This window comes from Acinetobacter variabilis (genome assembly GCF_000369625.1).
In the GTDB taxonomy this organism is placed as follows: Bacteria; Pseudomonadota; Gammaproteobacteria; order Pseudomonadales; family Moraxellaceae; genus Acinetobacter; species Acinetobacter variabilis.
This window is the reverse complement of record NZ_KB850111.1, coordinates 227187-241300: the sequence shown is the minus strand read 5'-3', so window position 1 is coordinate 241300 and position 14114 is coordinate 227187. Positions and strand designations below refer to the sequence as shown.

Annotated in this window: 13 protein-coding genes; 12 read left to right on the top strand and 1 reads right to left on the bottom strand. The window is 42.7% G+C overall.

Features of this window, described 5'->3' with window-relative positions; translation table 11 throughout:
- Positions 1–129: 129 nt before the first annotated feature.
- The 6 genes from F897_RS01160 (at position 130) to F897_RS01135 (ending at position 6975) form a co-directional block, all read left to right on the top strand.
- Positions 130–798 (top strand): HAD-IA family hydrolase, encoded by a 669-nt coding sequence (locus F897_RS01160; protein WP_005232404.1) that lies wholly within the window; start codon positions 130–132, stop codon positions 796–798.
- A gap of 408 nt (positions 799–1206) precedes the next feature.
- Positions 1207–2004, top strand: coding sequence for a 2-keto-4-pentenoate hydratase (locus tag F897_RS01155; RefSeq protein WP_005232403.1), 798 nt, complete (start codon positions 1207–1209; stop codon positions 2002–2004).
- Between the two features lie 22 nt (positions 2005–2026).
- Positions 2027–2923 (top strand): acetaldehyde dehydrogenase (acetylating), encoded by an 897-nt coding sequence (locus F897_RS01150; protein ID WP_005232401.1) that lies wholly within the window; start codon positions 2027–2029, stop codon positions 2921–2923.
- A gap of 11 nt (positions 2924–2934) precedes the next feature.
- Positions 2935–3954, top strand: coding sequence for a 4-hydroxy-2-oxovalerate aldolase (gene dmpG, locus F897_RS01145; RefSeq protein ID WP_005232400.1), 1020 nt, complete (start codon positions 2935–2937; stop codon positions 3952–3954).
- Positions 3955–4581: 627 nt separating this feature from the next.
- A complete protein-coding gene (locus F897_RS01140) occupies positions 4582–5832 on the top strand; it encodes an OprD family outer membrane porin (protein ID WP_005232399.1) in 1251 nt (416 codons plus the stop codon).
- A 282-nt stretch (positions 5833–6114) separates the two neighbouring features.
- Positions 6115–6975, top strand: a complete 861-nt coding sequence (locus F897_RS01135) for an alpha/beta fold hydrolase (RefSeq protein ID WP_005232398.1) — start codon at positions 6115–6117, stop codon at positions 6973–6975.
- Between the two features lie 375 nt (positions 6976–7350).
- Here F897_RS01135 and hcaR read toward each other — a convergent pair whose 3' ends face one another.
- On the bottom strand, positions 7351–8259 hold the full coding sequence (gene hcaR, locus F897_RS01130) for a DNA-binding transcriptional regulator HcaR (RefSeq protein WP_005232397.1): 909 nt from the start codon (positions 8257–8259) through the stop codon (positions 7351–7353).
- Between the two features lie 280 nt (positions 8260–8539).
- Here hcaR and hcaE point away from each other — a divergent pair, with 280 nt between their 5' ends.
- From hcaE to hcaD, 6 genes are all read left to right on the top strand, one after another.
- Positions 8540–9907 (top strand): 3-phenylpropionate/cinnamic acid dioxygenase subunit alpha, encoded by a 1368-nt coding sequence (gene hcaE, locus F897_RS01125; RefSeq protein ID WP_005232396.1) that lies wholly within the window; start codon positions 8540–8542, stop codon positions 9905–9907.
- Positions 9904–10422 (top strand): 3-phenylpropionate/cinnamic acid dioxygenase subunit beta, encoded by a 519-nt coding sequence (hcaF, locus tag F897_RS01120; protein ID WP_005232395.1) that lies wholly within the window; start codon positions 9904–9906, stop codon positions 10420–10422. Before hcaE ends, hcaF begins: the two co-directional genes overlap by 4 nt.
- On the top strand, positions 10422–10748 hold the full coding sequence (hcaC, locus tag F897_RS01115) for a 3-phenylpropionate/cinnamic acid dioxygenase ferredoxin subunit (protein WP_005232394.1): 327 nt from the start codon (positions 10422–10424) through the stop codon (positions 10746–10748). The genes hcaF and hcaC overlap by 1 nt, the downstream gene beginning before the upstream one ends.
- Positions 10749–10750: 2 nt before the next feature.
- On the top strand, positions 10751–11566 hold the full coding sequence (hcaB, locus tag F897_RS01110; RefSeq protein WP_005232393.1) for a 3-phenylpropionate-dihydrodiol/cinnamic acid-dihydrodiol dehydrogenase: 816 nt from the start codon (positions 10751–10753) through the stop codon (positions 11564–11566).
- 66 nt (positions 11567–11632) lie between these two features.
- Positions 11633–12598: a 3-carboxyethylcatechol 2,3-dioxygenase gene (locus tag F897_RS01105; RefSeq protein ID WP_005232390.1), complete on the top strand. Its 966-nt coding sequence runs from the start codon at positions 11633–11635 to the stop codon at positions 12596–12598.
- Between the two features lie 4 nt (positions 12599–12602).
- Positions 12603–13844: a 3-phenylpropionate/cinnamic acid dioxygenase ferredoxin--NAD(+) reductase subunit gene (hcaD, locus tag F897_RS01100; RefSeq protein WP_005232389.1), complete on the top strand. Its 1242-nt coding sequence runs from the start codon at positions 12603–12605 to the stop codon at positions 13842–13844.
- Positions 13845–14114: the final 270 nt, after the last annotated feature.

The window sequence follows — 14114 nt, the reverse complement described above, 5'->3', positions numbered from 1 at the left end:
ATGTCGCCATTGGATAGCCAATAGCTGTTGTGATATCACAATAAAAGTTATTTTGTGATGAAACTCTCCCTCCTTTGAAAAAGGAGGGTCGGGGTGGATTAACATTGAATCAAATACTAGGAACCTTATATGAATTCACCTGTAAAATTGGTCATTTTTGATTGGGATGGCACTTTATTTGATTCAGTGGGGCAGATCGTCTCGAGCCTGCAGTTTGCTGCACAACAGTTTCAGCAACCTTTAACTGATACAGATGCAAAAAGCATTATCGGATTAGGTTTGCCAGAAGTCGCACAGAGACTTTTCCCAACTGTGCCAGAATTACATGCCGATATTCTGCAGACCTATTCAGATCATTATGTGGCGAACTCTGTTGAAGATGCCTGGTTCGATGGCGTGTCTGAAATGCTCTATGCATTAAAGGATGAAGGCATTAAATTAGCAGTCGCTACTGGTAAAAGTCGTAAAGGTTTAGATCGTGTATTAAAGCAAACCAAGAGTATGGATCTGTTTCATGCCACTCGTGCTGCCAGTGAAACCCGCTCTAAACCAGATCCTTTAATGTTAGCTGAAATCCTGGCTGAAACTGGTATTAGTGCGCATGAAGCGATTATGGTCGGTGACACTTCTTATGATCTGGAAATGGCGATGAATATTGCCATGCCAAGTGTGGGTGTGACTTATGGCGTACATACACCGGAAACCTTGGCGCAGTTTAATCCGCTATCGATTGTCAACGATGTCAGCAGTTTGCATGACTTTTTATTGGCTAAAGTCCAATGGAAAGAAGCCATTTAATTCAGTATCTTAGTCATTATTCAAGATCCGGCATTTTCTGAAATAGAAGATGCGGATCAATGCTGTAGATTTGAACAACTGGTCTTATCTTTTAGTCTAAAGTTGTGATTACAGTGGTTTTGTTCTGTCATGATTGTTGAGTTATTTAGTTGGATATAAGTTAATTCATAATTATAAGATTATGTTCTTAATTGATTTTTATAAATTTAATTTATAGATAATAGCTATTGCAAAAAATAAAATAACTATTGGCATTCACGTCGTATTTTTCTCATCCTAAAACTGTTTATTCATATGCCCATACTAGGCGCAATTGTTTATTGGAATGATCGAAATGATCAGGCCAGAACATTTTGCCTGTCTTAGTTCTCGGCATAAGCCTCATTTTTGCAGTTTAAGGAAATATTGATGTCGAATTCTGCTGTTGTTGAATCAGTTGCACAAGCATTACGTACTGCTGAACTCTCAAAAACTGCGATCGCACCGATTCGCCCGGAACTTGGTGGTGAAAGTGCTGACGTAGATATTGCCTATGCCGTTCAGGAAGTAAATACCGAGCGTGCTCTGTCGGAAGGTCGCCGTCTGGTAGGTCGTAAAATTGGTTTGACATCGAAAGTGGTTCAAGCACAGCTTGGCGTAGATCAGCCTGACTTCGGTATGTTGTTTGCCGACATGGCCTATGGCGATGGTGAAGCAATCCCTGCAGGTTTGCTGATTCAACCGAAAGTTGAAGCTGAAATCGCATTAGTCATCAAAGAAGGCCTGACCAAAGCAAAACACACGTATGCAGACATCATCAGTGCAACTGACTATGCACTTCCTGCTGTAGAAGTGGTCGATAGCCGTATCGAAAACTGGAAAATCAGCCTGATTGATACCGTGGCTGATAACGCATCTTCTGCTGCATTCGTTCTGGGCTCTAAGCCTGTCAAACTGGAAAATCTTGATCTTGTGAACTGCAAGATGGTCATGACACGTGGCCACGAAGTGGTTTCTCAAGGCGTGGGTAAAGCATGTCTGGCAAATCCATTAAATGCTGCGGTATGGCTGGCAGACGAAATGGTACGCCGTGGCCGTCCATTATTAAAAGGCGACATCATTTTGACTGGTGCTTTGGGTCCAATGGTCGTGGCTCAGCCGGGCGATGAATTCAAAGTTGAAATTGAAGGCTTTGGTTCAGTAACAGCTGCTTTTGCTGCTGAATAAGGGAATACAAGAGAGTACGTTCATGAAAAAGATTAAATGTGCATTGATCGGTCCAGGTAACATTGGTACTGACTTGCTTTATAAACTGCAACGCAGCGAATGGTTAGAGCCAGTATGGATGGTGGGGATCGACCCAACTTCTGAAGGTCTTGCTCGTGCAGCGAAAATGGGCCTGAAAACTACGGCTGAAGGCGTAGACGGTCTGCTTCCTCATGTTGTTGAAGACGATATCAAAATTGCATTTGATGCAACTTCTGCTTATGTACATGCTGAAAACAGCCGTAAGCTGAACGAGCTTGGCGTGTTAATGATTGACTTGACTCCTGCTGCAATCGGCCCTTACTGCGTACCACCAGTGAACCTTGAAGCTTTACTTGAACAAGGCGAAGTGCCAAACGTGAATATGGTAACTTGTGGTGGTCAGGCAACGATTCCTATGGTTGCAGCGATTTCTCGCGTTCAACCTGTGAACTATGGCGAAATCATCGCGACTGTATCCACTAAATCAGTAGGTCCTGGTACTCGTAAAAACATCGACGAATTCACGCGTACTACTGCTGGTGCGATTGAAAAAGTGGGTGGTGCAAAACAAGGTAAAGCGATCATCATCATTAACCCTGCTGAGCCACCACTGATGATGCGCGACACTGTTCACTGTCTAGTTGAAGGTGAATCAGATCAAGCGGCAATCACTGAATCTGTACACGCGATGATCAAAGAAGTTCAGAAATACGTACCAGGTTACAAACTGGTGAACGGTCCTGTATTTGATGGCAACCGCGTATCGATCTTCCTTGAAGTTGAAGGTCTGGGTGACTTCCTGCCTAAATATGCAGGTAACCTCGACATTATGACTGCAGCAGCTGCACGTACCGCAGAAATGTTCGCGGAACGTGTTTTAAATGCAGTTGAAGCTTAAGGAGCACCTTCATGTCTAAGATTATTATTAATGATATGACTTTACGTGATGGTATGCATCCAATGCGCCATCAAACTACACCTGAGCAAATGGTTGCGATTGCAACTGCTTTGGATGATGCAGGTGTACCTTTAATCGAAGTCACACACGGTGACGGCCTTGGCGGTAACTCTGTAAACTACGGTTTCGCAGCTGCAACTGATGAAGAATACCTGAAAGCAGTGATTCCAAACCTGAAACAGGCGAAAGTATCTGCGCTGTTATTGCCAGGTATTGGAACAGTTGATCATTTGAAAATGGCGCATGATGTAGGTGTGGCAACCATTCGTGTGGCGACACATTCGACTGAAGGAGATGTTTCTGAACAGCACATTACTGCAGCGCGTAAAATGGGTATGGACACTGTGGGCTTCTTGATGATGGCACATATGGCTTCTCCAGAAAAACTGCTCGAAGAAGCACAAAAAATGGTGTCATACGGTGCAAACTGTATCTATGTGACTGACTCGGCGGGTTACATGCTTCCGCAAGACGTGACTGACCGTGTAGGTATCTTACGTGCTAACCTGGATTCAGACATCGAAATCGGTTTCCATGGTCACCATAACCTAGGTATGGGTGTTGCCAACTCTGTTTCAGCGGTTCAAGCCGGTGCAACACGTGTTGACTTGGCATCTGCCGGTCTAGGTGCTGGTGCAGGTAATACGCCACTTGAACTGTTTGTTGCGGTTGCAAATCGTATGCAAATGGAAACTGGTGTTGACCTGTTTAAAGTACAAGACGTTGCAGAAGATCTGATCATTCCAATGATGACTCATCAGATCCGTGCTGACCGTGATGCTGCAACTTTAGGTTATGCGGGTGTTTATTCTTCATTCCTGCTGTTTGCTAAACGTGCTGAAGCAAAATATGGCGTATCTGCTCGTGAAATTCTGCTTGAGCTTGGTCGTCGTGGTACTGTTGGCGGTCAGGAAGATATGATTGAAGATTTGGCATTGACTATGTCTAAAGCGAAAGAGCTTCAAGCTTAATAGTTAAAAGCTAAATTTTTTAAAAAAAAGCGTCCGAAAGGGCGCTTTTTATTTATTGGAATAAAATAGACTTCTTGCGTTAGTCAAAATTTAAACAGCCCAAAGCTACATTTTATAAGGTTTTAGCTAATTCAAAAATTAGGTAAAACGATACTTTCGCAAGAGGTCTAATGAATAAGATATTAAAATGATGGAATAAGATATTTTAATTATTACTATTTATTTTAAGAAAATAATCATGCACATTTCCTTAAACATAAAAACGATAAATAAAAAGTTATTTTTAAATTATAAAAAAATAATAGACTTCTTGCGTTAGTTAAAATTTAAACAGCCTAAAGCTACAATTTATAAGGTTTTAGCCAATTCAAAAATTAGGTAAAACGATACTTTCGCAAGAGGTCTAATGGCTATTTATATAAGAGAAAACATGGATTTATATTGATTATCTGGTTAATTTTTTATTTTAGTTAATTGTTTATAAATATAAGTCTTTTTCAAATTTCAGCATACTTATTCTATCTATAGAGATTAATAGAAAAATTTTAATACTGTAGTCGGATTTTTAAAAAAACTAGAGTTGAGCATGATAGCGGCATAGCTTAATTTGATTACTAGGAATAAGCCATGCGTCGTCAAAACTTATGGATAGCAATGCTTGCTGCAATAGCAAGTTTAGGAACAACTGCAGCGAATGCAGACTTTATTGACGACAGCAATGTTCAACTCAAATTTAAAAACTTTTATCTAGACCGTCAGTATCAAGATGACTATTCATCACGTAACTGGGGTTCTTGGTCACAAGGGATTACTCTAGATGCCAAATCTGGTTACCATGATATCGGTGCTGGTGTTGAGGTCGGTGTTGATGTATTAGTTCAACATGCAGTCAAACTTAAAGGTCGTGATCAGAATCCGGATTGGGTTTTACCGCATGATGGCCAAGAATCAAAGGATCATTTTGGAAAAGTTGGTGCAACCTTAAAAGCTAAGGTTTCGGAAACTGAACTGAAAGTAGGTGAATTATTACCTGTGTCGCCAGTTCTAGTGTTTGATCCATCACGTCAATTGTTAACAACTTATAGCGGTGCCTGGTTAGAATCTAAGGATATTCTGGAAGATACTAAATTCACTGTGGCTTACATTGATAAGATTAACAATCGTTATGATAATCAATTCCGTGATTTAACTAAATTTAATCCACCACAATTTGATAATGGCGCTGAATCAGATGGTATGTGGATTGTTGGTGTAGATCATCAACTAACAAAAGAGTTGGGTGCAAGTTATTGGTATGCAGATGTTCAAGATATCTACCAACAGCATTACTTAGGTATGAATTACAAAACTGCGCTCGGTGAAAAAACCAAATTAGATAGCCATGTGCGTTATTTTGATAACTCGGAGTCAGGTGACAAACTGTATGGTGAGATTGATAATCAGGCACTGTCAGTAGGGGCAAAAGTTAATCATGGTGCGCATACTGTAGGTCTGGGTTATCAGCAAATGTTTGGTGCTACTGCATTTCCAACACTTGGTGGCTGGGTGCCGCAGCCTTATCTGGTGAACTGGGGCGTTGCAACCTTTACTGCACCAGAAGAAAAGTCATGGAATGTTTCTTATGGCTATGACTTCTCTGAAATGGGTGCCAAAGGATTAAACGCAACTGCAGTTTATTTCAAAGGTTATGATGCTAAATCAGGTGATCAAAACTTTAATACTGATGAGCTAAATCTGATTGCGAATTACACTGTTCCAGAGGGTAAGTTAAAAGGTTTAGGCATCCAAGCGATGTATATTGATGTAAATTTTGCAAATCCTACTAAACCAGATCTTCAGGAATACCGCGTAGCGACAACTTATACTCATAAATTCTAATTTAAGCGCATTTTAAGAGCAGTCAGTATTCTGGCTGCTTTTTTTGAGTTGAGAATCTAGTCAAAACCTTAAATTAAACAGTGTTTTAAATTTAAAATAATTAGTTAAAACAAATACTTAAATAATATATTTTTTGTAGTATGCAAGCGTAATTTTATATCAGTTGAAGACAGTAGAGCGGTTAATATAAGACTGTAAAAAGATCATTTTTAATGAGTCAACTTGACGTCGAGTTCTCGTCATCGAGGAACACGCAAGCAAGAAACTGTAAGAGGAATCATGATGAGCACTGTTCAAATCCCTGATTATAAAACAGATCCTTTCTTCGGCTTAGAAGACAAATGGATTGAAACTGCAGAAGGTGAGTTGACTCACTACCATGAAATTGGTGAGGGTACGCCTATTCTGTTCCTGCACGGTTCAGGTACGGGTGTGTCTGCTGCTGCAAACTGGTGGTTAAACCTGCCTTCAATTGGTGAACAAGCACGTTGTATCGCAATCGATACCATTGGTTATGGTCAAACTGTGGTTGCACCAGGTACTGCTTATGGTATTCGTGCATGGGTGGATCATGCCGTACGTACTCTAGATGCTTTAGGTATCGAAAAAACCTGGTTAGTGGGTAACTCTCTGGGTGGCTGGTTGGCATTCCAGATGGCACTTGATTATTCTGAACGTGTTCTAGGTATCGTATCTATGGGTACTGGCGGTGCAAAACAGACTGCTGCGCTGAAAGCACACGCAAACCCTGTTCTGACTGAAGAGGGTATCAAGAAAACCCTGTCTATGTTCGTGGTGAACAAAGACCTGATCACTGACGAACTGGTTAAAGTACGTTTTGCTTCTGCTGCAAATGACTATGCATCAAACCGTTTGATGGATGTAGTGGGCGCACGTGACCGTGACCGTTTCGAATTCCCGTTAGACTTCGAAAAAATGAAAGACATCACTGTACCTGTATTATTGATTCATGGTACTCAAGACGTGGTGATTCCGGTTTCTCGTACTTGGGATATCCTGAACATCGTGCCAAATGCTGATGCACACATCTTCAGTCAATGTGGTCATTGGTCTCAAGTTGAAAAATCAGATGAGTTCAACACTGTGATCAAAAACTACCTGGCTGTACACGGCGTAAAATAAGTCGTACTCAGTTTAAAAAAGGATGGCTTCGTTCATCCTTTTTTCTTTCTAAAATATTAGATTTACAGCTGCCAAATGAACACCATTTCATTCAGTGAATTTTTTAAACATTTTTAATGCTTTTTAGCTATTAATCAGAATTTCAAAAATTAAAATGGGCCTTAGACTTCTTATTAGACTTAAGTTGTAAAAGAAGCCTAATTTGAGCAAAAATTAAACCTAATAAGCCATGGTCGGAGATGTTGGAAGCCAAGCTAGATGTGGTCTGTTATAGGAAAAATGAATATAAAATGAAATTTTGATTAGAAAAAATAAAAACAAAAAAGCACACGTATTCTCAGAGGAAATTACGTGTGCTGCTATAAGAATAGAAAATTAATGTGGTTCGTCGCGGTTAATGTCTAGGTAGAATACGCGAGTCAGAAGTTCCAGGAACTTCTTCACTGCGACTGAATTAGTATCCTTGCGATAGCTAACATACAGATTTAAAAAGGGAAGTTCTACATCCAGCGGGCGGATCACGGTATTGTTCATGGTCAATGGTGCGATATAGCCTGGCAGGATGGTACAGCCCAAGCCCATACCAATCGAGTTGATATTGAACAGAATATTATCCGCCTTTTGGACAACATTAAATTCAATTCCGTTGGCTTTGGCAAAATCCAGAATAGTATGATGCAGGGTCTGTGACTGTTCTGCAGATGGAATAATAAAATCTATACCATTCAGTAATTTAACTGGAATTCGATCGTATTTTGCTAAAGGATGATCTTTTGGCAAAATGAAGATCAATGGCTCATGAATCACAAACTGGCTTTCGATTTCATCGCTATGGAAATTGTGACGGGTAAAGGTCAGATCCAGTTCGCCTTTCTTCAATAATCGCATTTGCTCATTATTATTCAGACTAAGCAATTCAATTTTTAAATCAGGGTTTTGCACGCGCAGATTTGGCAGGATATACGGGAAGATTTTCATCTCTGCGACAGGGACGAAACCGATGCGCAGCATTTGCTGCTTGGCTTGTGAGACCTGACGCGCCATGGCAATCGCCTTGTCGGCTTGTGCCAGCGTTAGGCGGGCCTGTTCAAGGAATACAGCACCTTCTTCGGTCAGTTCGACTTTACGCTTGGTACGGTGTAGCAGTTTGACACCGACATCCTCTTCCAAATCTTTGATTTGCTGACTAAGTGATGGCTGAGCCGTGTAAAGTTTGAGTGCTGCCTTACTGAAGTTGAGTTCTTCAGCCACAGTAATGAAGTAGCGGAGGTGTCGTAATTCCATATCATCAGTCCGTCGAGTAATCCAAAAAATGTCTTACTATAATTTCAGAAGAGTATAATCTATAAGCAACTATGTCGTGAAGATTATTTTGTCATTTAGAAAGTAAATGCCTTGGAGGGATTGATTAGTGTTTTAATATAAAAATACACGCCTAGAATAATTGCTTAAAACTATTAATCAAAACAAAAAAAATATTTCCGCAAATTCACTCAAAAATCCATCATCGTTGAAAAGTTGAGTCTATTACTTTGTGCCATATCTGGTCACAGGAGAGCTTTTCATGAGTGGAAAAATTGATGTGCGCGAAATCGACGCTTTAGTCGATGCACAAAATGGACGTATCACGCCATCTATCTATACAGATCCTGACATTTACGAATTAGAACTTGAACGTGTCTTCGGTCGTACCTGGTTATTCCTTTGCCATGAAAGTCAAATTCCTAAGGCTGGCGATTTCTTCAATACCTACATGGGTGAAGATCCAATCATCGTGGCACGCCAAAAAGACGGCTCAATCAAAGCATTCTTAAACCAATGCCGTCACCGTTCTATGCGCGTAAGCTTCGCAGACTGTGGTAACACACGTGCGTTCACTTGCCCATACCACGGCTGGTCATACGGTATTGACGGTTCTCTAAAAGACATCCCGCTTGAAGAGCGTGCTTACCCACATGGTGCATGTAAAGAGCAATGGGGTCTGGTTGAAGTTAATCGTGTGAAGTCTTACAAAGGCTTGGTATTCGCTTGTTGGGATGAAACCACACCTGACCTAGAAGAATACATGGGCGATATCGCTTGGTACCTGGACGGTGTTGTAGATCGTCGTGAAGGCGGTACTGTGATCGTGGGTGGTGTACACAAATGGGAAATCGACTGTAACTGGAAATTTGCAGCCGAACAGTTCGCATCTGACCAATACCACGCGTTGTTCTCTCACGCATCTGCAATTCAGGTGCTGGGTGCAAAACCAGACGATGAATCTTCTAAGAAATTAGGTGCTGCACAAACTGCTCGTCCAGTTTGGGAAACTGCGAAAGACGCGATCCAATACGGTTCACGCGGTCACGGTTCAGGCTTCTTCTTCACAGAGAAACCAGATGCAAACGTATGGGTGGACGGTGAAGTAGCGAACTACTTCCGTGAAACTTACGAAGAAGTGAAAGAACGCCTAGGTGAAACTCGTGCGCTTCGTTTAGCGGGTCACAACACCATGTTCCCTACATTGTCTTGGTTGAACGGTACTGCAACGCTTCGTGTATGGCACCCACGTGGTCCAAACAAAACTGAAGTTTGGGCATTCTGTATCTGTGATGCGGACGCACCAGAAGATGTACAAGCAGCATTTGAACGTTCTGCAACGCGTGCCTTTGGTCCAGCCGGTTTCCTGGAGCAAGATGACTCTGAAAACTGGATTGAGATCCAAAAAGTTTTACGTGGTTATAAAGCGCGTCAAAACAAACTCATTATGGAAATGGGTAAAGGCAACGAGAAAGTACGTGAAGATGGTATCCCGGGTATCACGAACTATATTTTCTCTGAAACTGCAGCACGTGGTATGTACCGCCGCTGGGCAGATTTATTGATTCATGAAAAATGGGAAGACGTTGAAGCTGCGGCTGACGAATATGAGAAGGAGCTTATGAAATGAGTCAAATCAGTTTAGAACTTCATCACCAAATTAGTCAGTTCCTATATCAAGAAGCCAAGCTTCTTGATGACTGGAAATTCCGCGAATGGTTAGACACGCTAGCTGAAGATATCTCTTACACGCTACGTACTACACCAAACGCTCAAACGCGTGACCGTCGTCGTTCAGTTGAACCACCTACTACCTGGGTATTCAACGATACGAAAGATCTTCTGGAACGTCGTGTTGCACGTCTGGAAACTGGTATGGCTTGGGCTGAAGAGCCTCCATCACGTACCACTCACATGGTGAGCAACGTGATTGTTGAGTCGACTGAGGTTGAAGGCGAATACGACGTGTACGTGACATATTTATTGTACCGTACGCAAAAAGAGAAAGACGTGGTTATCTACTGTGGTAAACGTCATGACAAGATCCGTAAAGTTGAAGGTGGCCTAGGCTTCCAGATTTTCAACCGTAAGATCATGCTTGACCAAGTTACCTATAACTCACATAACCTGAGTGTGTTCTTCTAATGAATAAGATTTTTGTTTGCCAAGTTGACGAATTAGACGAAGGCGAAGCATTAAAAGTGGATTGTGGCGTAAACGGTATCGATGCGCTGGCTGTATTTAACAATGGCGGTGAATTCTTCGCTATGAACGATAAATGCAGTCATGGTAATGCTTCTATGTCTGAAGGTTACCTTGAAGATGACGGTACTGTGGAATGTCCATTACATTCAGCTCGTTTCTGTTTGAAAACCGGTCAGGCACTTTGCTTACCAGCAACTGACCCAATTCAAACATTCCCAGTTGTACTTGAAGATGGTGCGTTATACGTAGAGATGGCAGGAGAGTAATCATGGGTTGGCTACAAGGCGAAGTTGCACTGATCACTGGTGGTGGTTCAGGTCTCGGTTGGGCACTCGTAGAACGTTTCCTGGAAGAGGGCGCACAAGTGGCCGTTCTTCAGCGTTCAAAAGCTAAAGTAGATGCATTAAATGAACACTTCGGTGGAAAAGTTCTTGCGATCGAAGGTGATGTAGCCAGCTATGCAGATAACGTTCGTGCTGTTCAAGCAACTGTAGAACGTTTCGGTAAACTCGATTGTTTCGTGGGTAATGCTGGTATCTGGGATCACTATGCCGATATCGTCAATACTTCAGGTGAGCAGCTGGAAAAAGCCTTTGATGAGATTATGGGGATTAACACCAAATCTCTGATTTTAGGTGCGAAAGCTGCACTGGATGAGCTCGTTAAATCTGAAGGTTCGATCATTTTCACACTGTCAAATTCTGCATTGTATTCTGCAGGTGGCGGTCCGGTTTACACTGCATCAAAACATGCGGGTGTAGGCATTATGAAAGAACTGGCTTACGAACTTGCACCTAAAGTACGAGTCAATGCCGTTGCGCCATCAGGTATGAATGTGAACATCAAAGGTGCTGCATCTTTGGGTCAGGAAAATCTTGGTCTGCTCGATGCACGTGATCCTGAGAAAATCGCCCGTGGTATGCCACTGAACTTCTTACCTGAACCTGAAGACATGACTGGTTCCTACGTGCTCTTAGCATCTCGTCAAAATAACCGCCCGCTGACTGGTGTTCTGATTAACGCAGAATGCGGCCTGGGCATCCGTGGTTTACGTCAACCACGTGCAGGTTTCTTTGATGAATAAAAATCTAGTCTGAAATGGACTTTTCGGCAGCCTGTTCTTGGCTGCCTTCCTTTTAAGGAGTCTCTCATGGCCGTTAAACTTATTTGTGCTTCGCACAGTCCTTTAATGGAATTTGCTTCACCCCAAGAAAAACGCAAAGAACAGGCTGTTCGTGAAGCGTTTGAAAAACTGGCGGCTGAAGTAAAAGCTTACGACCCAACCCTGATCATTACCTTTGGCCCTGACCATTTTAATGGTTTCTTCTATGACCTGATGCCAAGTTTCTGCGTGGGGATCCGCGCGAGGGCTGCAGGGGACTGGGACTATGGTAAAGACAATGACCACATTGATGTGCCAGAAGACAAAGCACTGGCTTTGATTCGCCGTGTACTCGATGAGGGTGTGGACGTTGCATATTCTTATCGCATGCAAGCCGACCATGGTGTGACTCAGCCCTTACATTTCCTGTGTGAAGGCAAACTTGACCGTTATCCAACGATTACAATTTTTATTAATGGCGCTGCAGCACCGATGCCAACTACCAAGCGTACCATCGCTTTAGGCCGTGCTGTGGGTCAATACATCAAGTCTTTAAACCTTGAAAACGAGCGTGTGCTTGTTTTAGGTACCGGTGGTCTGTCACATGATCCACCTACACCGCAAATGGGTGCTGTACCACCAGAAGTGGAAGAGTTCCTGATTGCAGGCCGTTATCCAACGCCTGAAGCACGTTATGCACGTCAATCCAAAATTATTGCAGTGGGTCAAAAGCTGGCAGCAGGGGATACGTCAGTTGCCGTGCCTTTGAATGCTGAATGGGATATTGCCCTGCTGGAAACCTTCAAGAATGCTGATTTTGCAACATTAGAAGCGATGACTGAAGCTGAAATCCGCCGTGATGGTGGTCGTGGTGGTCAGGAAGTCCGTTCTTGGATGGCTGCCTTCGCTGCCTTAAGCGAAATGGGTGAGTACGAAATGACAACGCACTGTTATGAAGAAATCAGTGAATGGATTGCGGGCTTCGGCATCGTATCTGCAGAGTTAAAAGGTTAAAGACATGAGCAACATCGAAACCATCGTAATTGTAGGTGCTGGCCAGGCAGGTGCAAGCGCGATTTTAGAACTTCGTGGCAACAAATACGAAGGTAAAATCATTCTGATCGGTGATGAAACGCATCTTCCTTATGAGCGTCCACCACTGTCTAAAGACGTGATTCTAAAACCTGAAGAGACCAAGATTGAAATTCTGTCAGAAGAAAAACTGGCGGAACTTGGTGTAGAAACCATTCGTGGCAATGGCGTGAAAAAAATCAACGCTGAAGTGAGAACGGTTGAACTTCAAAATGGGGACGTTGTTGCTTATGACAAACTGTTGCTTGCCACTGGCGGCGCAGCACGTCGTCTGCCAAACTTCGATGCGCTGGGTAAACACGTTTATACCTTGCGTAACCTTGAAGATTCACAAGCTTTAGTACCTGTGTTGCAATCAGGCCGTCGTATTGTCTTGATTGGGGGTGGCGTGATCGGTCTGGAACTGGCTTCTTCTGCACGTTTCAAAGAATGCCAAGTAACTGTGATCGAAATGGGGCCTATGGTCATGGGCCGTTGTTCGCCACGTATTCTGAGCGAGTTCCTGTTAGAACAACAACGTTTGGAAGGTATCGATGTTCGTCTGGAAACCAAGATTGCAGACTGCCGACTTGAACAAAATCAAGACGGTGAAGAAGTTGTGATTACCCTTGAGGGTGGTGAAGAGCTTCGTGCTGATGCTGTAGTTTATGGTATCGGTATCGTGCCAAATGCACAATTGGCTGTAGAAGCTGGCCTGGATGTTGATTTCGCGATTAAAGTGAATGAAAACTGCCAGACTTCAAATGCAGACATTTATGCGGCAGGTGATGTGGCAACTCAATTACGTGACTGTGGTAACCACCGTCGTGTCGAAACTTGGGAAAATGCCAACCTGCAAGCAGGGATCTTTGCGCGCCATGTGATGGGCATTGAGCATCCGACGCCTAATCCAGCTTGGTTCTGGACAGATCAGTTGGACATCAACTACCAGTTCGTGGGTGACATGGCGGCTGCTGAATGGCAAGTTCGTGGTGAAATCAATCCAGAGCTTCGCGCTGAATCATCATTCGTGATGTTTGGTGTGACTGATGGCGTTATTGTTGGCGGTATCACTGTAAATGCGGCAAAAGAAATGCGTCACCTGAAAAAACTGATCAGCAAGAATGCAGCGTTTGAAGCAGATAAATATTTAGATCTCAGCCAGGATCTTCGTAAACTTGTGAAGTAATCTGAGTTTACAAAAGGGCAGACCTCGGGCAACCTGGGTCTGCTTTTTTATGTCTGTCAGATTGTGCTGTCATGACCTTATATTCCATTGTGATTTGAAATGGCTTTGTGTAGGTTTGGCTTACTTTTCAAAGATGAAAAGTAACAAAAATCTTTTGCTAAACTGAGGATATATCCCTATATCCTAGTTTAGCGGCGGCGTCCCTGCCTCCATCAGTATTGTTGATTGTGAATTTGGGCGAGAAGTTAGTTCAATTCTTTCTGATTAAAA